The 22,957-nt window shown below is 69.2% G+C and carries 18 protein-coding genes; 5 read left to right on the forward strand and 13 right to left on the reverse strand.

The features are described 5' to 3' along the window. From ACSAMQ_RS12895 to ACSAMQ_RS12905, 3 genes are all read right to left on the reverse strand, one after another. Positions 1-589, reverse strand: a 589-nt coding sequence (locus tag ACSAMQ_RS12895) for a serine hydrolase domain-containing protein (RefSeq protein ID WP_435396030.1), incomplete at its 3' end; no start/stop codon positions are given. Positions 590-794: 205 nt separating this feature from the next. Beyond that, positions 795-3,764, reverse strand: a complete 2,970-nt coding sequence (locus ACSAMQ_RS12900; RefSeq protein ID WP_435396031.1) for a TonB-dependent receptor — start codon at positions 3,762-3,764, stop codon at positions 795-797. A gap of 42 nt (positions 3,765-3,806) precedes the next feature. Beyond that, positions 3,807-5,321: a transglutaminase-like domain-containing protein gene (locus ACSAMQ_RS12905; protein WP_435396032.1), complete on the reverse strand. Its 1,515-nt coding sequence runs from the start codon at positions 5,319-5,321 to the stop codon at positions 3,807-3,809. Positions 5,322-5,550: 229 nt separating this feature from the next. Here ACSAMQ_RS12905 and ACSAMQ_RS12910 point away from each other — a divergent pair, with 229 nt between their 5' ends. The 4 genes from ACSAMQ_RS12910 (at position 5,551) to ACSAMQ_RS12925 (ending at position 10,024) form a co-directional block, all read left to right on the forward strand. Next, the gene (locus ACSAMQ_RS12910) at positions 5,551-6,999 is read left to right on the forward strand and encodes an SH3 domain-containing protein (RefSeq protein WP_435396033.1); all 1,449 of its coding nucleotides are present in this window, start codon (positions 5,551-5,553) and stop codon (positions 6,997-6,999) included. 148 nt (positions 7,000-7,147) lie between these two features. After that, positions 7,148-8,245 (forward strand): dipeptide epimerase, encoded by a 1,098-nt coding sequence (locus tag ACSAMQ_RS12915; protein WP_435396034.1) that lies wholly within the window; start codon positions 7,148-7,150, stop codon positions 8,243-8,245. Positions 8,246-8,294: 49 nt separating this feature from the next. Then, on the forward strand, positions 8,295-9,143 hold the full coding sequence (locus ACSAMQ_RS12920) for a MurR/RpiR family transcriptional regulator (RefSeq protein WP_435396035.1): 849 nt from the start codon (positions 8,295-8,297) through the stop codon (positions 9,141-9,143). Between the two features lie 152 nt (positions 9,144-9,295). Next, complete coding sequence (locus ACSAMQ_RS12925) at positions 9,296-10,024, forward strand: L,D-transpeptidase family protein (protein WP_435396051.1); 729 nt, start codon at positions 9,296-9,298, stop codon at positions 10,022-10,024. Positions 10,025-10,903: 879 nt separating this feature from the next. Here the strand turns inward: ACSAMQ_RS12925 and ACSAMQ_RS12930 are convergent. From ACSAMQ_RS12930 to ACSAMQ_RS12965, 8 genes are all read right to left on the reverse strand, one after another. Continuing rightward, positions 10,904-12,778 carry a DUF885 domain-containing protein gene (locus tag ACSAMQ_RS12930; protein WP_435396052.1) on the reverse strand — a complete coding sequence of 625 codons (1,875 nt, stop codon included), beginning with the start codon at positions 12,776-12,778 and terminating at the stop codon, positions 10,904-10,906. Positions 12,779-12,947: 169 nt separating this feature from the next. Continuing rightward, entirely contained in the window at positions 12,948-14,225 is a 1,278-nt protein-coding gene (locus tag ACSAMQ_RS12935) for a M24 family metallopeptidase (RefSeq protein ID WP_435396036.1), read from the reverse strand. Beyond that, on the reverse strand, positions 14,222-15,808 hold the full coding sequence (locus ACSAMQ_RS12940) for an aldehyde dehydrogenase family protein (RefSeq protein WP_435396037.1): 1,587 nt from the start codon (positions 15,806-15,808) through the stop codon (positions 14,222-14,224). The genes ACSAMQ_RS12935 and ACSAMQ_RS12940 overlap by 4 nt, the downstream gene beginning before the upstream one ends. A gap of 1 nt (position 15,809) precedes the next feature. Beyond that, positions 15,810-16,715, reverse strand: coding sequence for a dihydrodipicolinate synthase family protein (locus ACSAMQ_RS12945; protein WP_435396038.1), 906 nt, complete (start codon positions 16,713-16,715; stop codon positions 15,810-15,812). After that, the gene (locus ACSAMQ_RS12950) at positions 16,712-18,046 is read right to left on the reverse strand and encodes an FAD-dependent oxidoreductase (protein ID WP_435396039.1); all 1,335 of its coding nucleotides are present in this window, start codon (positions 18,044-18,046) and stop codon (positions 16,712-16,714) included. Before ACSAMQ_RS12950 ends, ACSAMQ_RS12945 begins: the two co-directional genes overlap by 4 nt. Then, positions 18,039-18,287 carry a 2Fe-2S iron-sulfur cluster-binding protein gene (locus tag ACSAMQ_RS12955; RefSeq protein ID WP_435396040.1) on the reverse strand — a complete coding sequence of 83 codons (249 nt, stop codon included), beginning with the start codon at positions 18,285-18,287 and terminating at the stop codon, positions 18,039-18,041. Before ACSAMQ_RS12955 ends, ACSAMQ_RS12950 begins: the two co-directional genes overlap by 8 nt. Beyond that, positions 18,284-19,399: an NAD(P)/FAD-dependent oxidoreductase gene (locus ACSAMQ_RS12960; RefSeq protein ID WP_435396041.1), complete on the reverse strand. Its 1,116-nt coding sequence runs from the start codon at positions 19,397-19,399 to the stop codon at positions 18,284-18,286. The genes ACSAMQ_RS12955 and ACSAMQ_RS12960 overlap by 4 nt, the downstream gene beginning before the upstream one ends. A 5-nt stretch (positions 19,400-19,404) precedes the next feature. After that, positions 19,405-20,343 carry a 4-hydroxyproline epimerase gene (locus ACSAMQ_RS12965; protein WP_435396042.1) on the reverse strand — a complete coding sequence of 313 codons (939 nt, stop codon included), beginning with the start codon at positions 20,341-20,343 and terminating at the stop codon, positions 19,405-19,407. Positions 20,344-20,456: 113 nt separating this feature from the next. Between ACSAMQ_RS12965 and ACSAMQ_RS12970 the strand changes: the two genes are divergently transcribed. Next, positions 20,457-21,191 carry a helix-turn-helix domain-containing protein gene (locus ACSAMQ_RS12970; RefSeq protein ID WP_435396043.1) on the forward strand — a complete coding sequence of 245 codons (735 nt, stop codon included), beginning with the start codon at positions 20,457-20,459 and terminating at the stop codon, positions 21,189-21,191. 28 nt (positions 21,192-21,219) lie between these two features. Here ACSAMQ_RS12970 and ACSAMQ_RS12975 read toward each other — a convergent pair whose 3' ends face one another. Together ACSAMQ_RS12975 and ACSAMQ_RS12980 are read right to left on the reverse strand one after the other, a co-directional pair. Further along, positions 21,220-21,696, reverse strand: a complete 477-nt coding sequence (locus tag ACSAMQ_RS12975; RefSeq protein ID WP_435396044.1) for a RidA family protein — start codon at positions 21,694-21,696, stop codon at positions 21,220-21,222. Positions 21,697-21,699: 3 nt separating this feature from the next. Beyond that, positions 21,700-22,656, reverse strand: coding sequence for an arginase family protein (locus tag ACSAMQ_RS12980; RefSeq protein ID WP_435396045.1), 957 nt, complete (start codon positions 22,654-22,656; stop codon positions 21,700-21,702). Positions 22,657-22,957: the final 301 nt, after the last annotated feature.

Genomic DNA, 22,957 nt, shown 5'->3' on the forward strand with positions numbered 1-22,957 from the left:
GCACGTGCGGCTGGGCGACGTCGCCGAGCGCGTCGCGGCTCCAGGCGCCGACCCGGCAGCGCGACAGGCCCAGCGGCGCGAACACTTCGCGCTGCAGCAAGGTCTCGTACGGCGCGCCGCCGGCCGCGGCGGCGACTTCGCCAGCGACGATGTAGAGCAGATTGTCGTAGTCGTAGCGAGAACGGAAGCTGTGCAGCGGCTTGAGATAGCGCAGCCCGTGCAGGATGTCGGCGCGGGTGAAATCGTTCGGCTCCGGCCACAGCATCAGGTCGCCGGCGCCGGCGCGCAGGCCGCTGTTGTGGATCAGCAGGTCGCGCACCTGCATCTCGCGAGTGACCCAGTCCTCGTGCATGCGGAAGTCCGGCAGATGCCGGGTGACCGGGTCGTCCCAGCGCAGCTTGCCGGCGTCGACCAGGCGGGCCAGCAAGGCAGTGGTCATCGACTTGGTGTTCGAGGCGATCTTGAACACCGTATCCGGCGTGATCGGCGCGCCCTCGCCGGCGACCCGTTCGCCGGCGGTGCGCTGATAGGTCACCACACCGTCTTCGACGATGCCGATCGCCAGCCCCGGCAAGCGATAGCGCGCCATCGCGTCGTCGAAGATCCGGTCCAGCGCGCGCCGTTCCGGCTCAGAGGCATCCGGTCTATCAACGCGTTCCGCCGCGGCGCCGGTCGACGGCGCCGCGAGCGAAGCGATAATAAAAATCAGGGCCGGCCAACGGGGTCTGTGTCGCATCGGGCGGCCCTGCGGGAAAGAATGGCGGCCCCATCCCGGGCCGCCAAGGGGTGGCGCATCAAAAATCCACGGACACGGTCAGCTGGGCGTAGCGCGGGCTCTGGTAGCCGGTGCCGTAACGGTAGAACTCGTTCGGCACGCCGATGCCGGTCTCGAACTCGTCGTCGACTTCGAGCTTGCGCTGATTGTTGAGCAGGTTATATACCGCCAGCTTGACCCGCAGGTCGGCTTCGCCGATCGAACGCTGGTAGGTCAGACTGGCGCCGATGTCGAAGGTCCACGGCAGGTGGCCGCCGGAGCCGCGCCGGCGCAGTTCGTACACGCGCTGCGAGGCGTCCGCGGTGCAGTTGGACACGCAAACGTAGAAGCTGTGGTAGCTGGTGTCGTCGAACGGATTGCCCTTGCCGAAGGCGTTGATCGGCCGGCCCGACTGCGCGTTCAAGGTCGCGCCCACCGACCAATGATCGTCGAATGCGTAGGCGCCGCGCAGCTTGATCTGGTGGCGGCGGTCGTTCGGTAGGGGGCCGTTGCCGTTCAAGTTAACGAACGGGTCGTCGAAGGACTCGGTGCGGCCGGTATTGTCGAAACCGAAGTCCGAATTCGACGGCCCTTCCGCATTGCCCTCGCTCTTGGACCAGGTGTAGGAGGCGTTGAACGCCCACTTGTCGTCCCAGGCGCGATCGATCATGAACTCCAGCGCGCGGTAGGTGCGCTTGGGCTTGACCCAGCCGCGCTCGCCGACGTAGTTGCCGTCGTCGTCGTACAAGGCCCAGCCGGCGCGCGAGGTGTCGATGGTGACGAACCCGTCGTTGGTGCCGTCGCAGTTGGTGTCGGTGTAGAGGGTCACGTCCTTGCCGGGGTTGGCCATGACGTAGCCGATGCTGCCGGGCTCGCCGCCGCACAGGATGCCGTTGGAGGTGATCTCCATGTCGTCGATGGCGTTGTGCAGGCGGCGGTAGATGCCGCGCACGCCCCACGACCAAGTGTCGTCGATCATCGACTGGAAGCCTAGGATGGCCTCGTCCTGGTAGACCGGGTCGATGTCGGCGTCGACCTCGCTGCGCAGGTCGCCGACGGTACCGTCGCCCTGGCTGTTGTCGACCGCGCCGATCTGCGCGCCCAGGATCGGACGGTAGTAGGTCGAGCCGTTGTACTGGAACGGCTCCAGGCCGTTGAACACGTAGAAGGTGCGCTCGTCGAGGAAAGCGCCGGCCTGCTTGACGTTGATCTGGTTGACGATGGGCAGGAAGTAGCGGCCGACGTTGCCGAACACCTTGGAGCGGCCGTCGCCCTTGAAGTCCCAGGAGAAGCCCAGGCGCGGCGCGACCATGTCGTCGATCTTGATGTAGGTGTTGCCCTCGCCGTTCTTGTTGTCGAAGCCTTCGATGCGCACGCCGGCGTTGAGCATGAAGTCCGGGGTGATCTGCCAGTTGTCTTCGAGGTAGTAGGCCGAATTGATCGACTCGAAGTTGCCGCGCACTTCCTGCTGGCGCGCGCGCACGTAGGCGGTTACGCCGGCCGGCACGACGCCGCCGTTCTCCAGGGTGGTGCCCGGACGGGTCGGGTAGATCTGGAAGAACTTGCGCGACGGCCCCGGGTAGAAGCTCTCGTTGTCGGAGGTGTTGACCTCGCGGTCCAGGCCGAAGCGCAGCAGGTGGTTGCCGAGCTGCCACTCGAAGTCCAGCCGCGCCGCCTCGCGCTTGTCCAGGCCGACCTCGATCTGCGCCGAGGAGACGCAGCCGATCTGCGGCAGGCCGGCGACGCGGCGGTCCTGCACCGCATCGCAGGCGATGTCGTTGAGACTGCTCTGGATGCGGTCGCGCTTGTTCTCGCCGTACAGGGCCTTCATCGAGAAGTTCTCGGTGAGGTAGCCGGTGTAGGTCAGCGCCCAATTGGTGCCGCCGGCCTCGTTGAACTGGGTGTTGGAGCGGTTGCCGCGCTGGCCGGCGTCGAAGTCGTACAGATAGTTGTCGGTGGTGGTCTCGTTCTTGTCCGAGAAGGCCAGGAATTCGAGCAGGTGCTTGTCGCTGATCTGCCAATCGAGCTTGGCACCCCAGAAGCCCTTGTCGGACTTGCCCTTGAAGAAAGTGCTGCCGGCGTCGTTGGTGCTCTCCGGCTGGTAGTCGCGGAACTCGTACATCGCATAGAAGAACAGCTTGTCCCTGACGATCGGACCGGAGGCGTGGACGTTGAGATTGGTCCGGTCGTACTGGTCCTTGCTGGCGATGCGGAACGGATTGCCGTCGGCGTCGTAGTGGTTCTTGCCCTTGGACTGCAGCGAGGCCGGTTCCCATACCAGCTCGGCGCCGTAGTGGAACTCGTTGGTGCCCGACTGGGTGACCGCGTTGATCACGCCACCGGTGGTGCGGCCGTACTCGACCGAGTAGCCGCCGGTCTTGACCTGGAACTCCTTGAAGAAGCCGAACGGCACCGAGGAAAAGCCGACCCGCTTGTAGAAGTCGGTGACGTTGAGGCCGTTGATGTAGACCGCGTTTTCCGACACCGACGAGCCGCCGAACGAGGCGCCGCCGTATTGGCCCTGGATCACGCCGGGCGCGAGCAGGGCCACCGACTGCGCATCGCGTCCGACCGGCACGCGTTCGAGTTCGGCCTTGGTCACGTTGGTCGCCGACTCGGTCGAACGCACGTCGACCGGCGAGATCACCCGCGAGCCGATCACCTGCACCGCCCCGAGATTGGTCGCGTCGCCGAGATTGATGTTGGCCTCGTTGCCCAGGCTCACCACCACCTCGATCGGCTCGCCGACCGCGGCGCCGTCCTTGCTGGCCTGCAGTTGATAGGTGCCGATCGGCAGGAACGGGAAGCGGTAGTTGCCGCTCTCGTCGGCCTTCACGGTGCGGGTGAAGCCGGTCTCGGTGCTGCGCACCGTGACCTCGGCGCCGGCGGTCGCCCGCCCGGCGAGCGAGCCGTCGGTGTTGGCCGCCAGCGCCGGCTGCAGCGCCATCGAAGCAAGGCAGATCCCCATCGCCATGCACAGCCCGGACTTACGCAAGGTCTTGCCGTTCATACCGCACTTCCTCCCCAGAATGATGGACGCCGCTCCGCCGGCTCAGGCCTTGGCGGGCAGCACGTGTGCCTCGTAGTCGTAGTCCCATTGGTCGAAGTAAAGATTTCCCCCTTCCCACTCGACCTCGCCCCGTTGCGAATCCACGGTGTCGGAGCGTTCGTGCGTCTTGGCCGGAACGAAATCGCGGCCGTAGTCGTCGTTGTACGCGATGCGATAGGCATCGAAGCCGCCGAAATAGAAGTCGGCGAGCTGCGCGTCGGACGAATCAAAGCGGCCGGTCGTGACATCGACTGGCATCCAGCCGTAGGGCGCCAGATACATCCAGGCCCAGTCGTGCATGTTGGTGTAGCCGTCGTCGCCGTAGACCCAGCCCGATTGCCAACGCGCGGGAATGCCGTTGAGGCGCAGCAGGGTCATCAACAGCAGGGTCTGCTGGCCGCAGTCGGCGTGGCCGGCGTGCAGGGCGTAGTCGCTGATGTTGGAAATCGTCGAGTACTCGCGCGCGCCGGCCCACGGGATGCGGTCGACCGCGGCGTACAGCTTCCTGGCGATGCGGTAGGGATTGGTTTCCTCGCCCACCACCTCGCGCGAGAACTTGCGCAGCGCCTCGGTGTAGACCATGTGCGGCGCGCGTTCGCCCAGATACGGCCGGGTGTCCTGGTTCAGCGGCGCCGGCACCACCTGGTCCGGGTCGATCGCGCGGTATTGGCCGTACACGGTCAGCTCGTACTGCACCTCGAACCTGGTCGGCCGGCCGGCTTGCGCGGTTTGCTCCAGATAGACCGTGCGCTGCGGGGCCGACTCCGGGGCGATGCGATGACGCGCCGGGGTGCTGGCCAGATAACGGACGCCTTCCTGCTGGCGCGGCAGGGCGCGCGGGTACGGCAGCCACGCGCGCACGCTCTTGCCGGCCGGCACCGCATCGGCTTCGACGGTCAACGACTGCGTCACCCGCACGCGCCTGGGCGCGACATGGCCGAGCCCGCTGGCGAGGGCGGCGTCGCGCACTTCGGCGTGATGGGCGTTGAGCACTTCCATCGGCCCATGGCTCAACGGCTTGGCGCCGGGCTTGCGCCGCGCGAGCGCTTGCGCGCTGAGCCGGAACAGGTTCGACGGCGCGCGCTGGAAGTAGCGCTTGTCGCCGTCGATGATCAGGTATTCGAGCAGGCCGGCGCGGTCCCAGGCGGCGAACTCGTCGGCGCGCAAGTCGGGGATCTGTTCGCGCAGCCTGGCCTGGGCCTGGGCTTCGTCGAGGGTGAAATCCAGGCGGATGCGGCGCATGCGTTCGCGCTCGAACTCCACCGCCTGGCGCTGCGGTGCGGTCAACCCGGGGCGGGCCAGGGCCTCGTCGATGCGGGCGCGGGCGCCTTCGAAATGACCGCTGTCGACCAGGGCCACGATGGCGGCGAGGCGTTCGCCGGCATCGTCCGCGGGCGCAGTCTCGGCCCAGGCCGGTGCGGCCACGGCCAGCGCCGCGGCCAGCACGGCCGCCCGCCAACTCCTGGCGAACGAGACGATGGCCCTCGCGCGGGGAGCGATAAACAGCAGGTCGTTCACGGGATCCATACCTGGTGTCACCCACGCGGGGGCCATCGATTCATGGCTGTGTAACATGAAGGGCGTACCCGGTCAATAAATTATTCTCTATCTATTTTTTGTAGGAAGTATGTATTCTGCGGACCGACCCGACGTCGCGCGTTCGTCGAAGCCGGGTGGGTGCCGGACGACCGGCATCGGGCCTGTGACGGCGCGCGGGATCGGCCCAGCGCGCCCGGAGCTTGAAGCGATGCCTGACGACATTCGCCACCCGCAGCCTTCCCGCCGCCGCGCCGCGCTGTTGCTCGCGGCCTGGCTCGCCGCCGCGCCATGGGGCACGGCACCGGCGCTCGCACGCGAGGCGCCGCGTGCGCCGGCCGCCGAGGCGAACGCAACCGGCGTCATAGGGATCGAGGAGGGGCAATTGAACGCGGACTACTGGATACGCCAGCAGGCCCGGCCCGACGCGACGATACTCGACCGCGCCGCGATCGCCGCGCAGAACCGACGCCTGCACCGGCTCGACCCGTCGGTGCACGATATCGAACATCTCCCCGCGAAACTGCGACGTGCGCAGGTCCACGCGTGGATCGCGCCGCTGTCGCAGGCGCGCGCGGAAACCCTGTACGACGAACGCGGCGAGGCGGTGCCGGCGCAGACCCTGCAACAGCTCGGCGAGGCCCTGGCCCTCGATGCGATCCCGGCCGAACAGGACACCCGCTACGGCATGGTGGTCCGCCGCGCCGACCTGCGCACCTTCCCGACGCGCTTGCGCGTGTTCACTTCGCGCGGCGACACCGACATCGACCGCTACCAGGAGAGCGCGCTGTTCCCGGGCACGCCGGTGGCGATCGTGCACGAGAGCCGCGACCGCAAGTACTGGTTCGTGGTCAGCGAGCTGTACGCGGCCTGGGTCGAGAAAGAGCGCATCGCCGAGGGCGAGGCCAAGCCGATCTTCGCCTATACCCGCAAGACCCCCTACCTGGTGGTGACCGGTGCGAGCGCGCGCACCGTGCACACGCCCGAACGGCCCGGCGTGTCCGACGTGCAGCTGGAGATGGGCGTGCGCGTGCCGCTGCTCGCCGACTGGCCGGCCGAGCGCCCGGTCAACGGCCAACACCATTACGCCTCGCATGTGATCGAGCTGCCGTATCGCGACGAAGCCGGGCGGCTGCGGTTTTCCCCGGCGCTGCTGCCGCGCATCGCCGATGTTTCCACCGATTATCTGCCGCTGACCCAGGCCAACTTGGTCCGCCAGGGCTTCAAGTTCCTCGGCGAACGCTACGGCTGGGGCCACTCCTACAACACCCGCGACTGCAGCGGTTTCGTGTCCGAGATCTACCGCAGCTTCGGCGTGCAGTTGCCGCGCAATACCCGCGATCAGGCGGTCAGCCCGGCCTACAACCGCATCGAGCTAGCCGAGGACCTCGGCCACGAGGAACGCCTGAAGATCGTCAAGACCCTGGAAGTCGGCGACCTGATCTACATCCCCGGCCACGTGATGATGGTGGTCGGCCACGAGGACGGCTGGCCCTACGTGATCCACGACACCACCGGCATCACCTTCCGCGACCGCACCGGCGAGCTGGCGCGCGTGCACCTCAACGGCGTCTCGGTGACGCCGTTGGTGCCGCTGCTGTTCAACCGCGAGCAGCCGACCGTGGACCGGATCACCAGCATTCAACGTATACGTCCATGAGCCGGCCCGCTTCCGGCGGAGAACCTTGCTCTCCCCCGTACGGGCCGACGGCTTCACATCGCCGTCGACACCTTTCGAAGTAGCGTCGCCGGGCGCCGCCTCTCCCAACCACCGAACACGCCGAACGAACCCAGACCCTACCGACCACATGAAGATCACCGACATCCGATTCGGCATGCTGCGGGTACCGCTCAAGACTCCGTTCAAGACCGCACTGCGCACGGTCGACGTGGTCGAGGACATCGTCGTCACCGTCCACACCGACACCGGCCACGTCGGCTACGGCGAAGCGCCGGCGACGGCGGTGATCACCGGCGACACCCACGGCTCGATCGTCGAGGCGATCCGCAAGTTCATCTCGCCGCGCCTGATCGGCGAGGAGATCGCCAACCTCAACCGCATCACCGGCCTGATCCAGGGCGCGCTGGAGAAGAATTCCAGCGCCAAGGCCGCGGTCGAGATCGCGGTCTACGACCTGTGGGGCCAGCTCTACGGCGCCCCGCTGTACAAGATGCTCGGCGGCGGCGACCCGGTCATCACCACCGACATCACCATCAGCGTCGACTACATCGAGAAGATGGTCGCCGACTCGATCGCCGCGGTCGACCGCGGCTTCGAGTCGTTGAAGATCAAGGTCGGCAAGGACATCGGCGTCGACATCGAGCGGGTCAAGGCGATCTATGCCGCGGTCGAGGGCCGCGCCCTGCTGCGCCTGGACGCCAACCAGGGCTGGACCGCTAAGCAGGCGGTCTACGCCCTGCAGACCCTCGAAGACGCCGGCGTGCGCCTGGAACTGGTCGAGCAGCCGGTCAAGGCGCAGGACCTGGACGGCATGAAGTACGTCACCGATCGGGTCCACACCCCGATCATGGCCGACGAGAGCGTGTTCGGCCCGGCCGAGGTCATCGACCTGATCCGGATGCGCGCGGCCGACATCATCAACATCAAGCTGATGAAGACCGGCGGCCTGTCCAAGGCCATCCAGATCGCCGACATCGCCGCCATGTACGGGGTCGAATGCATGATCGGCTGCATGATCGAGACCAGCATCAGCGTCGCCGCCGCGGTGCACCTGGCGGTGGCCAAGTCGAACGTGATCACCAAGGTGGATCTGGACGGTCCCTCGCTGTGCGCGTTCAATCCGGTCGACGGGGGAGTTATCTTCAACGAATCGGAGATCACGGTGACCGACGCGCCGGGCCTGGGCATCCGCGAGATCCGCGGCCTGGAACCGCTCGACGTCTGAGCCGCTCCGGTCTCGCCACAGGATTAGCCGTACAGGACTGGACCCGCCGATGTCGCCCTTGCTCAAGATCCGCTCCGAACGCGACCAGATGTCGGCGATCGAACGCCGGATCGCCGATTACCTGCTCGAGAACGCGCACCTGCTGCGCGACTATTCCTCGCAGCAGCTGGCCAACGCGCTCGGCATCAGCCAGTCCAGCGTGGTCAAGTTCAGCCAGAAGCTCGGCTTCAAGGGCTATCCGGACCTGAAGTACTCGATCGGCGAGGCGGTCGCGCGCGGCGACGGCCACGACGACGCTCACGCGGTCGAGTCGGTCCATGCCGACCCGCACGCGGCCCTGGCCGAGCGCCTGTGGCACGGCAAGGCCCGCGCCGAGGAGGAAACCCGGCTGATCAACCCGGCCGAGCGCATCGACGCGATCGCCGAGCTGGTCCAGGACGCGCGCCGGGTGTTCATCATCGGCCTGGGCGAGGACGGCATCCCGGCCCGCGCCCTGGCGATGAAGCTGGCGATGATCGGCATCCTCAGCGTCCACCATTTCGACCCGGTGCTGATGACCGCAAGCACCGCGACCGCGAACCAGAACGACCTGCTGCTGGTGTTCTCCGAGCTGGGCAAGCAGACCGCGCTGTGCCACCTGGCGCGCACCTTCGGCGAAGCCGGCGGCAAGGTCGTCTCGGTGACCCGCCACACCCCCAACCCGCTGCGCGCCCACGCCGATTTCTCCCTGCTGGTGTCGGCCCACGACGAGCGCGCCCATGTCGAGCCGCTGCTGTACCAGTCGGCGCTGCAGCACCTGCTCGACCTGATCTTCATCCTGCTGTGCGAACGCGGCCAGGGCCGGCTCAGCCAGCTCGACAGCAACGCCGAGCGCATCCAGGACATGCTCGACACCTGATGCCGCGCGATGCGCTGCGAGGAATGCCCATGCTCCGGTCCTTCGGTTTGCCCTCGCCCGTGCGCGAATCCCCAGCCAGGCCCAGGGCCGGGCTCAAGTCCGCCTCGGGACCGCGCTGGTTCGCCGGCCTCATCGCCGCGGGACTGGCCCTGATGCTCGCTGGCTGCGCCACGACCGGCAGCGACCGCTACGGCGGCGAAACCAGTCAGGCCAGGCAATTGGTGGTCGTGACCACGGCGGGCTGGGACGCCAACCAGGGCCGATTGCAGCGCTTCGAGCGTGACGGCCAGCGGTGGCGCCCCGTCGGCGACCCGGCCGAAGTGACGATCGGCCGCGCCGGCTCGGCCTGGGGTCTCGGCCTGCATCCGGCGCAGCAGGACGGCCCGATCAAGCGCGAAGGCGACGGCCGCGCCCCGGCCGGCCTGTTCCGCATCGGCACCGCCTTCGGCTACGCCGACCGGGTCGCGACCGCCCTGCCCTACAGCGCGATGACCGTGTCGGACTACTGCATCGACGTCGCCGACTCGCCCTTGTACAACCGCATCGTCGATGCGAGGACCGTCGGCGACGCCGCCGTCGCCGGCTCCACCGAACCGATGCGCCGCGATCTCCACGCCGGCGGCGACCAACGCTACCGCCAGGGTTTCGTGATCGAACACAACCCCGGCGGCATCGCCGGCGCCGGCAGCTGCATCTTCGCCCACCTGTGGAAAGCCCCCGGCGAAGCCACCGCCGGCTGCACCGCCATGGACGACGGTGAGATGGACCGCCTGCTCGCCTGGCTGAAGCCCGAAGCGCGACCGGTGTTCGTCCTGCTGCCGCAGGCGCAATACGCGCGGCATTGGCGTGGGTGGGGGTTGCCTGAGCCCGCTGGGCGTTGAGGGCAGCGCTGCCGGATCGTCACTGCACGGTCGCGGCTAGCAAGCTGCACCTTAGTACTGGAGTGACGCCGCCATTCCTGCGCGGTCGCGGCTCATGCCGCTCCTACAAGGGTTGCGCCTGAATCCCGGGGCGCAGCGTCGCCATCCTGTAGGAGCGACGTGAGTCGCGACCACGGGACGCGCAGAGATAACGTGGCTTTCGTCATTTCATCGAAGCGGCGTGCTTTCGCCAGGGTAGGAGCGGCGCAAGCCGCGACATCGCTGCGACGGTCTCGCGGCGCTTCTCTCGTTCAATAGATCAAGATCAAACCCAAAGCTTCCGCCACTAAAGCGGCGGGTTACTTTCTTTTGTCTAAAGCAACAAAAGAAAGGTAACCAAAGAAAAATGCTTCTTTTTGAATCACAGGCCCGCACGAGCGGTGCCTCCGCAGGGATTTTTCATACGGGACATCCCTGTCCCGATGAAAAACGGCCCGCATCCCTGCGGGCCGCCCTCCGGGTCTTCCGTTGCCTTCGCAAGTGCGATACCGCGCACGGCCAAAGCCAGCATCAGAACGCGGCGCAGCCGTCCCCTGTAGGAGCGGCGTAAGCCGCGACCAAGGGACGCGCTGACACACCAATGCCTATGCCACCCATCGAAACGGCCTGCTGTCGCAGGGTAGGAGCGGCGCAAGCCGCGACCGCGAATCTGCGGATGGCGGCGCGGGTGGCCGGGGCTGCGCGGTCGCGACTTGCGTCGCCCCTACCCATGACAGAAGGCACGCCGCTTCGGCGAATGACGACGGCCCTATTGCTCTTGCGCGTCCCGTGGCCGCGACACACGTCGCTCCTACAACCGGAGCGACGCACCCGAAGCCAAAATCGCCTCCAGCGAATCGCTCAGGACTTCGCCGCCGCGCCCGGCGCCGCAGCGGCGGTCTTCGCCCGCTGCGCCGCGGCCTTGGCGCGACTCTCCTCGATGAACCGATCCGCACGCTGCTCCAGCACCGGCAGCGGCACCGACCCGAGGGCGAGAATCGCATCGTGGAAAGCGCGAATGTCGAAGTCCTGGCCCAGGGCCTGCTCGGCCTTCGCGCGCGCGCGTTCGATGCTCATCTGGCCGAGGTAGTAGGACAGCGCCTGGCCCGGCCAGCCGATGTAGCGGTCGACTTCGGTCTGGATCTCGTGCTCGCTCAGCGCGGTGTTGTCGCGCAGGAAGGCCTGTGCCCGTTCGCGGCTCCAGCCCAGGTGATGGATGCCGGTGTCGACCACCAGCCGGCTGGCCCGCCACATCTGGTAGGTCAGGTAACCGAAGTAGTCGTACGGCGTGTCGTACAGGCCCATCTCGATGCCGAGCTTCTCCGAGTACAGGGCCCAGCCTTCGCCGTAGGCGGAGATGTAGGTGTAGCGGCGGAAATCCGGCAGGCCTTCGTGCTCGGCCGCGAGCGAGGTCTGCAGGGAATGGCCCGGCGCGGATTCGTGCAGGGTCAGCGCGGCCAGGTTGAACAGCGGGCGCGACGGCAGGTCGTAGGTGTTGACCAGGTAGACGTCGCGGCCGCCGCGGCCGGCGGTGTAGAACGGCGCCAGGTCCGGCGGCACCGGCCGGATCGCGAAGCGCTGGCGCGGCAGCAGGCCGATGTAGTTGCCGATCTGGCCGTCGACGCGCTTGGCCAGCCACGAGGCGCGCATCAGCAGCTCGTCGCCGGTCTTGGGATAGAACTTCGGATCGGTGCGCAGGTAATGCAGGAATTCGGGGAAGCTGCCCTTGAAGTCGGTCTTGGCGATGGTCTGATCCATCTGCGCGCGGATCTTCGCCACTTCCTCCAGGCCGATCTTGTGGATCTGCGCCGGCGGCAGGTCGAGCGTGGTGTATTCGCGGATCTTGGCCCGGTACAGCGCCTCACCGTCGGGCATGGCCTCGGCCGCCAGGGTGGTGCGGGCCTGCTTCATGTATTCGTTCTGCATGAAGGCCAGCAGCTTGCGGTACGCCGGCAGCACCTGCTCGTCGATCGCCTTGGCCGCCTCGGCGCGCAGGCGCGTCTGTTCGGCCGCCGGCATGTTGGCCGGCATCTGCTTGAACGGGGTGTAGAGCAGGTTGTCTTCGAGCTTGGCGTCGACCACTTCCTTGATCGAAGCGTCGCGGCCGGTCAGGGTCACCCGCGGCACGCTGTAGCCGCGCGCCAGGCCGGCGCGCATGTTGTCGATCTGTTCGTCGAAATAACGCGGGATGTCGCGCAACTGGCCGAGGTAGCGCCGGTAGCCTTCGGCGTCGCGGATCGGCCGGCGCGCGGTGAAGCCCAGGTTGGTCCAGAACGCGCTGTCGCTGTTGAACGGCATTTCCCAACCGCGCAGGCGCTGGTTGGCGAGCAGGCTCTGGATCTGCTGGCGGAACACCTCGTAGTTGACCGGGTCTTCGCCGCGCAGTTGGGCCTTGTCGATCGCGTCGAGTTCCTTCAGCACCTGCGCCCAGTAGCGCTCGCGCTCGGCCTGGGTGGCGAGGTCGACCTTCGGCAGGCGGCTCGACGCCTGGCCCTGCACGTCTTCGTCGTCGCCGCCGGCGAACTGCGCCTGCCGCCACTTCCATTCGCGCGTGTACAGCGCCTTGAAACGCGCACCGGCCTCGCTCTCGCGCGCGGTCGCATCGGCGGCCGCGGTGGCGGGCGGCGTCGCGGCGACGGGCTCGGCGGCGAAGGCCGGGGCCAGACTGAGGCCGAGCAACACGGCAGCGGTCAGCGCGGCCAGAGGCGCGCGCAGCGAAACGGATCGGGTCGAAATCATCGCGGGACTCGTTCGGGGTTCGGACGGATGCGGGCCATCATGCGGCAAACCGCGCGCGCCCGGATGTGCCTGAAGTGTCTGCCGCGCGGCGAGACCTTCTGAATGGCTGGCAGGGATGCGCCGATGCCGCGCGCCGGCCGCCCATGCAGAAGGTCCGCCAGGCGACTCAGTCTGCGAACGGCCGGTCGATCGCCGGCGACGGCGGGGTGAACCAGGCCGCGCCGTTCTCGGTCACGTAGAAGTGATCCTCCAGGCGCACGCCGAACTGCCCGGGCACCACGATCATCGGCTCGTTCGAACAGCAGTTGCCGGGCTCCAGCCCTACCCGATTGCCCCGCACCAGGTACGGCGCCTCGTGCACGCTCATGCCGCAGCCGTGGCCGGTGCGGTGCGGCAGGCCGGGCAGCCGATAGTCCGGGCCCAGGCCGCCGCGTTCGAGCACGACGCGCGCGGCCTGATCGACCGCTTCGCCGCTGACGCCGGGCCTCACCGCATCGAACGCAGCCAATTGCGCGGCGCGCTCGAGTTCCCAGATCCGCGTCTGCTGTGCATCGGCGCGGCCGCAGATGTAGGTGCGGGTGATGTCGGACTGATAGCCCTGCACCGCGCAACCGGTATCGATCAACACCAGTTCGCCTTCGCGCAGGGTCTGTTCGCCGGGAATGCCGTGCGGGTATGCGGTCGCTTCGCCGAACTGGACGATGCAGAAGGTCGAACCGTTGTCGGCGCCGAAGGCGCGATGCGCCTCGTCGATGAAACGGCGCAAGGTCGCGGTGCTCACGCCCTCTTCGGCCAGGCCGGCGGCGAGCCGGTGCGCCTGCAGGGTCATCGCCGTGGCCTGCTTCATCAGCGCCAGTTCGGCCTCGGTCTTGCGCGCACGGCAGCCGTCGACGATCGCGCTTGCATCGACGACGTCGAGCGTCGGCGCCAACGCACGCAACGCGCTGAAGACGGCATACGGCGCGGCCGGATCGAGCGCGAGCCGAGCGGCGCCGCGCGCGCGCATGGTGTCGAGGACGAGCGCGCAAGGGTCTTCGTGCTCTTCCCACAGGCGCGGTTCACCGGGGACCTTCAGCACATGCGACAAGGACCCGGCCTCGAAGCCCGGGCAGATCACCGCCGGGTCGCCGTCGAGAGTCAGCAGCATCGCCACCAGCCGCTCGCTAGCGCCCCAGGGCACGCCGGTGAAATAGCGCAACGAGGTGCCGGCGGTGATCAGCAAGGCCTCGCAGCGCGCGCGACGCATCAGTGAACGCGCTCGCTCGATGCGTTGCGCGTACTCGTCGGCGCCGATCGCCGGCGCGCGCTGCGGCCAGGGTTGCAGCGCGGCCCGCGCCCGCTCCAGGGTCAGGCCGCCGATCTGATTGGTGCCGATCTGTTTGATATCGCTCTGATTGATACCGAGCTGATTGATGCCGATTTGGTTGCTGCCGATTTGGGTCATGACGCAACTCCGATGTCGTCGCAGGTCCAGCGGCCGTCGACCTGGCGCGCGATGCCGCCGGGATTGCGGTCGCGCAATTCGGTCGGCAACAAGTCGTCGCGGACGTGGTCGTAGCAATGCAGGGCGGCGAAGCGGCGGATCGCCGCCGGCAGCCCGACCGCGGTGAAGCCGGGGTGCCCCGTGCTCGGGTAAGGACCGCCATGGTGCATGGCGGGGCTGACCGCGACGCCGGTCGGCATGCGCGCGCCGATCAGGCGGCCGACGCGCGGACGCAGGCTGGCGGCGAGGCGGGCTTCGTCGGCGGCATCGCGTTCGCCGGCGTAGATCGTGCCGGTGAGGTTGCCTTCGAGTCCTTGCGCGATCGCCAGCGCCTGCTCGATGCCGTCGACGCGCACGAGCAGGCTGGCCGGGCCGAACGCCTCGCTCTGCAGGCGCCGGTCGGCGAGAAAGTCATGGGCGTCGACGCTGAGCAGCGCCGGTTGCACGCGATAGCCTTCGCCCTCCACGGCGGCACCGCCGGCGACGAGCTCGGCGCCGGCGTCGCGCCACGCCGCGACGCCTTGCTGCAGATGGTCGAGCACGCCGCGCGAGAACATCACCCCGGACGGCGCCTGCGCGAATGCGGCCGCGGCCGCGGCGACGAAGGCATCGCCGTCGGCGCCGCGCGGCACCACCACGATGCCCGGATGGGTACAGAACTGGCCGACGCCCATCGTGCACGAGGCGAAGAATTCCTGCGCCAGGGCCTCGCCGCGCTCGGCCAGTGCGCCTGCGAGCAGGAACACCGGATTGACGCTCGACAGTTCCAGATAGGCCGGCACGCCGGCCGCGTCGGCCCGCGCTTTCAGCGCCAGCCCGGCATTGCGGCTGCCGGTGAAGGCGAGCGCGCCGAGCCGCGCATCGCCGGCCAGGGCCAGCCCCTGCGCGGGGTCTAGGTGATACAGCACCTGCAAGGCCGCGGCCGGCAGGCCGGCCTCGACCAGGGCGCGATGAGCCAGCTCGGCCAGACGCTGGCTGGTGGCCGGGTGCGAGGGATGCACCTTGGCGATGACCGGGTTGCGCGCGGCGATGGCCGAAGCGAAATCGCTGCCGGCCACCGCGTTGAACGCGAACGGAAAATTGTTCGGCCCGAAGATCAGCACCGGCTTGTACAAGGGCGCCAGATGGCTGCGCAGACCGGCCGCGGTGTCGATGACCGGCTGGGTCCACGAGCGCTCGCGCACCGCGCGGGCGGCCTGGCGCAACTGCCCGGTGGTGCGCGGCAGCTCGACCTTGGCCAGACGCGGCTCGATCGGCAACGCGGTTTCCAGGTGCGCGAGCGCGACCAGGTCCGGCCCGTCATGCTCGATGCCGAGCGCATACGCCTCGAGAAACTCGGCGATGCGCTCGGGATCGGCCGCGGCCAGTTCGGCGGCGACCGCGCAGGCCGAAGCCAGCGCGGCCTCGGCGTCGGCCGCGCCGGACACCGGGAACGCCGGGCCGAACGGCGTGCCGCGGGTCGGATCGAAGGCGCGGAAGTCGCCGCCGGCATCGCGCGAGGCCTGCCAGCGTCCTTCGATCAGTACCGGTTCGCGCGCGCCCATCTCAGCGGCCCGGATGCGCGGCGATCGCGCGATCGATCACCGCCAGCGCGGCCTCGCGCTCGGCGCCGACCAGGACCAGGCGCGGCGCGCGCACGTGTTCGCTGCCCAGGCCGACGCGCTGCTGCACCAGCTTGATCAGTTGGACGAACTTCGGCACGGTGTCCAGGCGCAGCAGCGGCAGGAACCAGGCGTACAGGTCGGCCGCGGCGCGGGCGCCGCCGTCGCGCGCGAGCTCGAACAACTGCACCGATTCCTTCGGATAGGCGTTGACCAGGCCGGCGATCCAGCCGGTCGCGCCCATCGCCACGCCCTCGACCACCGCGTCGTCCATGCCGACCAACAGGTCGAGGCGCTCGCCGAGCAGCGAGCGGATCGCGGCGAAGCGGCGCACGTCGGTGGACGATTCCTTGACCGCCTGCAGGTTCGGCAGCTCGGCGGCGAGTTCGGCGATCTGCTCGGGGACGAAATCGGTCTTGTAGGCGATCGGGTTGTTGTAGAGCATGCACGGCAGCCCGGTCGCTTCGATCACCGCGCGCACATGCGCCTTCATTTCGCGCCAGTCGCTCGAATACACGTACGGCGGCAGCACCATCAGACCGGCGCAGCCGATCGCTTCGGCCTCGCGCGCCAGGCGCACGGCTTCGTCGGTCGACAACGCGGCGATGCCGGGGATCACCGGCGCGCGGCCGTCGAGCGCCTTGACCAGGGTGCGCAGGATCGCCAGCTTGTCCTCGAAGCTCAGCGTCGCCGCTTCGCCGAGCGAGCCCAGCGGCACGATGCCGACGCAGCCGGCATCGATCAAGGTGCGCGCGTGTTCGGCGAGGAAGGCGTGATCGATCGCGCCGTCGGCATGGAACGGGGTGGTGATCGCGGGGATGACGCCACGCCAGAACGAAGCATTGCTCATTGGACAGACCCTTTGGATTCGGTAAGGAAAGTACGATCGGAACAAGAACCGGCTGCGGCCAAGCTGGCCAGCCGGGTGGGAAAAACCGGCGGCCGCGCGGCATGCGCGCGCGTCGCCGGTACCAGCAGACCCAATTCGGCCAGCGCCGTGCCGCAGATGCGGCCCTGGCAACTGCCCATGCCGCAGCGCGTGGCGAGCTTGGCCGCACGCGCGTCGGAATAACCTTGCAGTTGCGCCAGCGGCACGTCCTCGCAGCGGCACACCACGGTGGCCGGCTCGGCGAGGTTGCGCACCTCGTCGCGCAGATCGAAGTAGCGCGGCAACAGTGCGGCGAAGGCGCGCGCATGACGACGGCGCGGCAGCAACGCGCGCGCGGCGTCGTCGGCGCCGGCGGCGGCGTGGCCGGCCATCGCGCCTTCGACGCGCGCCACATCGACGCCGCCGATGCCGCAGGCTTCGCCCGCCGCGTACACGCGCTCGACGCTGGTCATCAGCCGCTCGTCGACGCGTACCCGCGGATGGCGCCCGTCGATCTCGAGCGCACAGCCCAGTTGCGCGGCGAGTTCGGTGTTCGGCACCAGGCCGTAGCCGACCGCGACTTGGTCGCAGGCGAAGCGTTCGGTCCCGCGCGCGCTTTCGATCTCGACCTCGCGCACCTGCCCGTCGCCATGGACGGCGCGCACCCAGCTCGCGCGGCGGTAAGCGACGCCGGCCAATCGTGTCCGTAGCGCGGCGGCCTGCAGCAACTTGCCAGGCCACCGCCACAGTTGCGCGGCGAACGCCGTCAATGCCGCATCCGGCGCTTGTTCGCAGATCGCCACCACCTTCGCGCCGTGCCGGCGCAGGGTCGCCGCCGACGCCAACAGCAGCGGACCGCTGCCGGCGATGAGCACGCGCTTGCCCGCGATCGGCCAGCCTTGCTTGACCAACGCCTGCACCGCGCCGGCGCCGCTGACCCCGGGCAGGGTCCACCCCGGGAACGGCAACAACAATTCGCGCGCGCCGGTGGCAAGCACCAGCGCGCGGTATTCGATTTCGCGGGCCAGTCCGGCCTGTTCGATCAGCGCCCGTCCCGGCGCGGCCGCGACGACCTGCGCTTGCGGCAACCAGTGCACGTTGCTGCGCGCACGCATCTCCGCCACTGCGAGGCGTGCGGCGGCCGGTGCGGGGTTGCGCACGTCGTGGCGCCAGACCTGCCCGCCCGGGTTCGCCTGCGAATCGACCAGTACGACGTTGACGCCGTGGCTCGCCGCGGCGCGCGCCGCCGCCAGCCCGGCCGGGCCGGCACCGATCACCAGCACGTCTGCCAGCACGTCGCAGGACTCAGTCATCGCGCTGCACCTGCATGCCGTCGCGCGCCACCACCACGCAAGCGCGCTGATGGGCGATTCCGTCGATACTGACCCGGCATTCGAAACACAGGCCCATGCCGCACAGCGGCGCGCGCGCCTCGCCGCTGCGCGAGCGGCGAAATCGCAGGCCGAGCTGGGCGACGGCCGCGGCGACGTTGGCCCCGGCCGGCACTTCCACCGCGATGCCGTCGACCGACAACTGCACGTTCGCACGTTTCATCGCAGCGCACGCTCCGGCGAGAAGGGCGCGGGATCGATCGCCGGCGCGCGGCCGAGCATCTGATCGAGCAACAACTGCGCCGTGCCCAGCGCGGTGGTGACGCCCAGGCCCTCGTGACCGGCCGCGACCCAGGTGCGCGGCCGGTCGGCGACGGGGCCGATGTAGGGCCGTCCGTCGGGCGTGGTCGGCCGGAACCCGGTCCATACCCGCAGCGCCTGCAACTCGCGCAGCATCGGCAGGAAGGCGAAGGCGCGTTCGAGCATGCGCCGCAGCATCGGCATCGACACCGCGCGGTCGTCGACGCCGAACTCGCGCGAGGAGCCGATCAGGATCTGCCCGGTCGGGCGCGGCTGCACGTTGAAGGCGACGCTGCTGTCGGCATCGCCATGGGCGCTGTCGGCATAGCCGAGTTCGAGCAATTGATGATTCACCCGCCCCGGATAGCGCTCGGTGATGACCAGATGGCCCTTGCGCGCGCGCATCGGCAACTGCGGCAACAACTCGGGCACGGCGCAACCCGTCGCGACCAGGACCGGGCCGGTCAGTTCGCTGCCGTCGTCGAGGCGCGCACCCTTGGCGCTCAGCGCGACCGCGCGGCGCCCCAGGAAACTCGCCGCACCGGTCTGCAGCGCGCGCTCGAACAGGTGGCGGGCGACGCGCGGCGGATACACCACCGCCTCGTCGCCGACCAGCATCCCGCCGCACAGGCCCGGCACCAGGCCGGGCTCGAGTCGATACAACTCGTCCGCGCCGATTCGCCGCGCGTCGACGCCGGCCGCGGCCAGGCGCGCGATCTTGGCGGCGACGCCGTCGAATTCGCCCGCCTCGCGGGCCACCCACAAGGTGCCGCAGCGGCTGAATTCGGCCGCGGGCAAATCGGCGAAGCGTTCCCACAAGGCCAGCGAATAGCGCGACAAGGCCAGTTCGGCCGGATCGTCGTCCATCGCCACCAGATGCCCCATCGCCGCCGCCGTCGCGCCGCCGCCGACCGGGCCGGGCTCGACCACCGCGACCCGCAGCCCTTCGTGCGCGGCGCGCTCGGCGCAGGCGCTGCCGACGATGCCGGCGCCGATCACGATCAGGTCGTAGCTGTGGCCGGGGGTGGCGCTCATGCCGGTCACTTCGCCGCGACGCCCCAGGCGAAGGGGTCGGTTTCGTCGATCAGCAACTGCGCGCGCGCGGTGATGTGGGCGCTGCCGGTAATGGTCGGCAGGACGCCGCGCGCGCCCGGGCGATAGCGGCCTTCGAACACGCTGCCGAGCACGCTCTCCTGGCGCCACACCGCGTCCGCGGCGAGCTTGCCGTCGGCGGCGAGGCAGGCGAGCTTGGCGCTGGTGCCGGTGCCGCAGGGCGAACGGTCGTAGGCCAGGCCCGGGCACAGGACGAAGTTGCGGGCGTCGACGCCGGGCGTGGCCGACGGCGTTTCCAGTTCGATGTGGTCGATCGGCGCACCGTCGGCGCCGCTGATGCCGGCCGCCTCCAGCGCATGCCGGATCGCTTCGGCGAAATCGCTGAGTTCGCGCCGGTGCACCAGCGAGATCACCCGCGCGACGCGTGCGATGAAGAACCAGTTGCCGCCCCAGGCGACATCGCCGACGACCTCGCCATAACCCGGCACCGTCACCCGCACGCCGGCCAGGTGGCGCCAGCTTTCGACGTTGTCGACCGAGACCCGGCCGTCCTCGTGCAGCTCCGCGCCGACCGTGCCGACCGGGGTTTCGATGCGGTGCCGGCCCGGTCGCACGCGACCCAGGTGCTGCAACGTGCGCATCAGGCCGATGGTGCCGTGGCCGCACATGCCGAGATAGCCGACGTTGTTGAAGAAGATCACTCCGGCGCAGGCGTCCGGCTCGCCCGGCGGCAACAGCAGCGCGCCGACCACCGTGTCGGAACCGCGCGGCTCGCAGGCGATGGCCTGGCGCCAGTGGTCGAATTCGGCACGGAAGCGCTCGCGCCGCTCGGCCAGGCTGCCGGCCCCCAGATCGGGAAAGCCGGCGACCACGACGCGGGTCGGTTCGCCGCCGGTGTGCGAGTCGATGATGTCTAGGCTGTGCATGCCGCCATGCTCGCGTCGGCGGCCCGTCGCGTCTAGGAATCCTTGCCGGTCATGGATGCGGAATTCGGCATAATTAGGTTATCGTTGCGGAACCGCTTCCGATCGGCCCCGTCATGTCCGTACAGATCCCCGCCGACCTCATGCAGACCTTGTGCGACGCCCTGCCGGACGTGGTGTTCTTCGCCAAGGACGCTTCCGGCCGCTACAGCCACGCCAACCTGACGCTGGTGCGCCGGCTCGGCCTGAAGCGGCGCGAGGACGTGATCGGCCGCGACGTCACCGAGTTGTTCCCGGCCCGCCTCGGCGGACGCTATGCGATCCAGGACCGGCGCGTGCTCGACGGCGAGACCATCGAGAACCAGCTCGAAGTGCATTTGTTCCCGAACCGGCAACCGGGCTGGTGCCTGACCGGCAAACGCCCGCTGCCGCTCGCCGACGGCCATACCGGCCTGGTCGGCTTGTCGCGCGACCTCGGCGCGCCCGACGGTCATCATCCGACCTACGAACGCCTGCGCCGGGTTACCGAACACATGCAGGCGAACTTCGCCGGTGCGTTACGCGTGACCGCCTTGGCCGAACTGGCCAAGCTGTCGGTCGCGCAACTCGAGCGCCATTTCCAGCGCGTGTTCCAACTGACTCCGCAGCAGGCCCTGACCAAGATCCGCATCGAAGCGGCGATGCGGCTGCTGCACGACGACGCCAGCATCGCCGAGGTCGGCCAGTCTTGCGGCTTCTCCGATCAAAGCGCGTTCGCGCGCCAGTTCAAGGCGACCGTGGGCATGGCGCCGCGCGAGTATCGCGCCCTGCAGCGCAGCGGCCGCTGGAGCGCCGGCGGCGAAGAGGCCTGACGGGGACACGATCGACACCGGCGCGCACTCAGGCCAGCGCGATCGCTTCGATCTCGATGCGCCAAGCTTCGTCGTAGATGCCGGTCACGACCACGCTGATCACCGGATCGGCGCAGCCGGCGAGCCGGCGCCGGCGAATCTCGCGTTCGCGCTTGCGGTCGCCGGCGCGGGCGAGGAACACGGTCAGCTTCGCCAGGTGGCGCAGGTCCATGTCGGCCGCGCGCAGCTGCGTTTCCAGGTTGGCCCAGGCCAAGCCGCACTGCGCAGAAAAATCTCGCGGCGCTTCGCCCTGCGCGTCGACGGGAATCTGGCCGCTGACGAACAGCAGCCGCGTCCCTGTGGTCAGCGTATGCGCAGCCGAGGCCGCGGCGGATTCGGCGCCCGGCGCAGTCGACGAACCGGCCGGGTCGTCGGCGGCGGTGCCGCGCCTGGATTTCGCTACGGCAGGGCCCGACAGCAAGGCCACCGCCGCCGCGCTGCCGAGCAGGAAGCCGCGGCGTTGCATCGGTCAGCGCCCCGGTGCCGGCGATGTCGCGGCCGCATCGCCTTGCCGCGGCCAGCGGCCGCTGTCTTCGAAGGCGCCGACGACGGCATCGGCCAGACGCGAGGCCAGGCGGCCGTCGGGGTCGAGGTCGGGGTCGAAGATCGTCAGCTCCATGCCGACCGCGTCCGGGCTGGCGAGCAGCGGCGCGAGCAAGGCGCGCAGTTGCTCGAAGTCGAGGCCATCGGGGTTCGGCGAGTCGACCGCCGGCATCACCTCCGCGGCGAGCACGTCGGCATCGACATGAATCCAGTAACCCTCGACCGGCCTCGCCTCCAGCCGTGCGCGCGCCTCCCGGCCGGCGCGGCCGGCGCCTAGGCGGCGGATCGCTTCGGCGTCGATGGCGTGGATGCCGGACCGCTCGAAGCTTTCTACTTCGTAATCCACCCGATCCTGGTCGGCGACCACCAGGCCGAGGTGGACGACGTCGTCGGTGCGAAAGTACGGCGATTGTCCGCGCAGGTCGGACAAGGCCGCCGGGCCGTGTCCGGTCGCCAGGCCGAGGTCGAGCCCGGCCGCAGTCAGCAGCCCGCGATAGCGGCGACGGTCGCGGATGAAGGAAAAATCGTCGTGACTATCGACGAAGGCCAGGCCGTAGCGCCCGCGTTGCTTGAGGGCCAGGCCGGCGCCGAGCAGTACGCTGCAATCGCCGCCGAGCACCAGCGCGAACCGGTCCTGCGCGAGCAGCGGCGTCAGCCGGTCGGCCAGGCTCTGGCTGTAGTCGCGCAGGGCGGCGCCGTTGCGAAAGCCGATCGCAAGATCGGGCGCGGGCGAATAGGGCAGCGCGTCGACGCGGCCGCCGTCGTGGGCGCGCAGGCGCTGCAGCAGCCCGGTCGCGCGCAGGGCGTCGGGCAGCTTGCGCACGCCCGGTTCGACCCCCGGCGCCGGAGGGCGCAGGCCCAGGTTGCTGGGCGCATCGATCACGACGAGAGCGGCAGGGACGGCAGGGTTAGGCATGACGGCGGCGGGCGTCGCGGCGGGCGGCCCTGCGCAGGCTGGAATCCACGACAGCATCGCGGCGCCGACCAGGGCACGACCGATCGCGAGGGGCATACGCATAACCTCCAAATATGTTTTTAGAGGTTAGGCCCGTCCTCCACAACCTGTCAACGTTGTTTTATCGGTTACGGACGAACGGTGCCGCGACGCGCTTCATGGCGATGGCCTTGGCGCTGCGACTCATCGCTCCCGACAGGGCGTGCCGCGGGCGGCGACCGCGTTGCCG

It is taken from the genome of Lysobacter sp. 1R34A, assembly GCF_051217035.1.
In the GTDB taxonomy this organism is placed as follows: Bacteria; Pseudomonadota; Gammaproteobacteria; order Xanthomonadales; family Xanthomonadaceae; genus Lysobacter.

Coding starts and splice junctions, on each gene's coding strand:
- ACSAMQ_RS12900 (WP_435396031.1), bottom strand. CDS start 3,764: ATGAACGGCAAGACCTTGCGTAAGTCCGGGCTGTGCATGGCGATGGGG.
- ACSAMQ_RS12910 (WP_435396033.1), top strand. CDS start 5,551: ATGCCTGACGACATTCGCCACCCGCAGCCTTCCCGCCGCCGCGCCGCG.
- ACSAMQ_RS12915 (WP_435396034.1), top strand. CDS start 7,148: ATGAAGATCACCGACATCCGATTCGGCATGCTGCGGGTACCGCTCAAG.
- ACSAMQ_RS12920 (WP_435396035.1), top strand. CDS start 8,295: ATGTCGCCCTTGCTCAAGATCCGCTCCGAACGCGACCAGATGTCGGCG.
- ACSAMQ_RS12925 (WP_435396051.1), top strand. CDS start 9,296: ATGCTCGCTGGCTGCGCCACGACCGGCAGCGACCGCTACGGCGGCGAA.
- ACSAMQ_RS12935 (WP_435396036.1), bottom strand. CDS start 14,225: ATGACCCAAATCGGCAGCAACCAAATCGGCATCAATCAGCTCGGTATC.
- ACSAMQ_RS12940 (WP_435396037.1), bottom strand. CDS start 15,808: ATGGGCGCGCGCGAACCGGTACTGATCGAAGGACGCTGGCAGGCCTCG.
- ACSAMQ_RS12945 (WP_435396038.1), bottom strand. CDS start 16,715: ATGAGCAATGCTTCGTTCTGGCGTGGCGTCATCCCCGCGATCACCACC.
- ACSAMQ_RS12950 (WP_435396039.1), bottom strand. CDS start 18,046: ATGACTGAGTCCTGCGACGTGCTGGCAGACGTGCTGGTGATCGGTGCC.
- ACSAMQ_RS12955 (WP_435396040.1), bottom strand. CDS start 18,287: ATGAAACGTGCGAACGTGCAGTTGTCGGTCGACGGCATCGCGGTGGAA.
- ACSAMQ_RS12960 (WP_435396041.1), bottom strand. CDS start 19,399: ATGAGCGCCACCCCCGGCCACAGCTACGACCTGATCGTGATCGGCGCC.
- ACSAMQ_RS12965 (WP_435396042.1), bottom strand. CDS start 20,343: ATGCACAGCCTAGACATCATCGACTCGCACACCGGCGGCGAACCGACC.
- ACSAMQ_RS12970 (WP_435396043.1), top strand. CDS start 20,457: ATGTCCGTACAGATCCCCGCCGACCTCATGCAGACCTTGTGCGACGCC.
- ACSAMQ_RS12975 (WP_435396044.1), bottom strand. CDS start 21,696: ATGCAACGCCGCGGCTTCCTGCTCGGCAGCGCGGCGGCGGTGGCCTTG.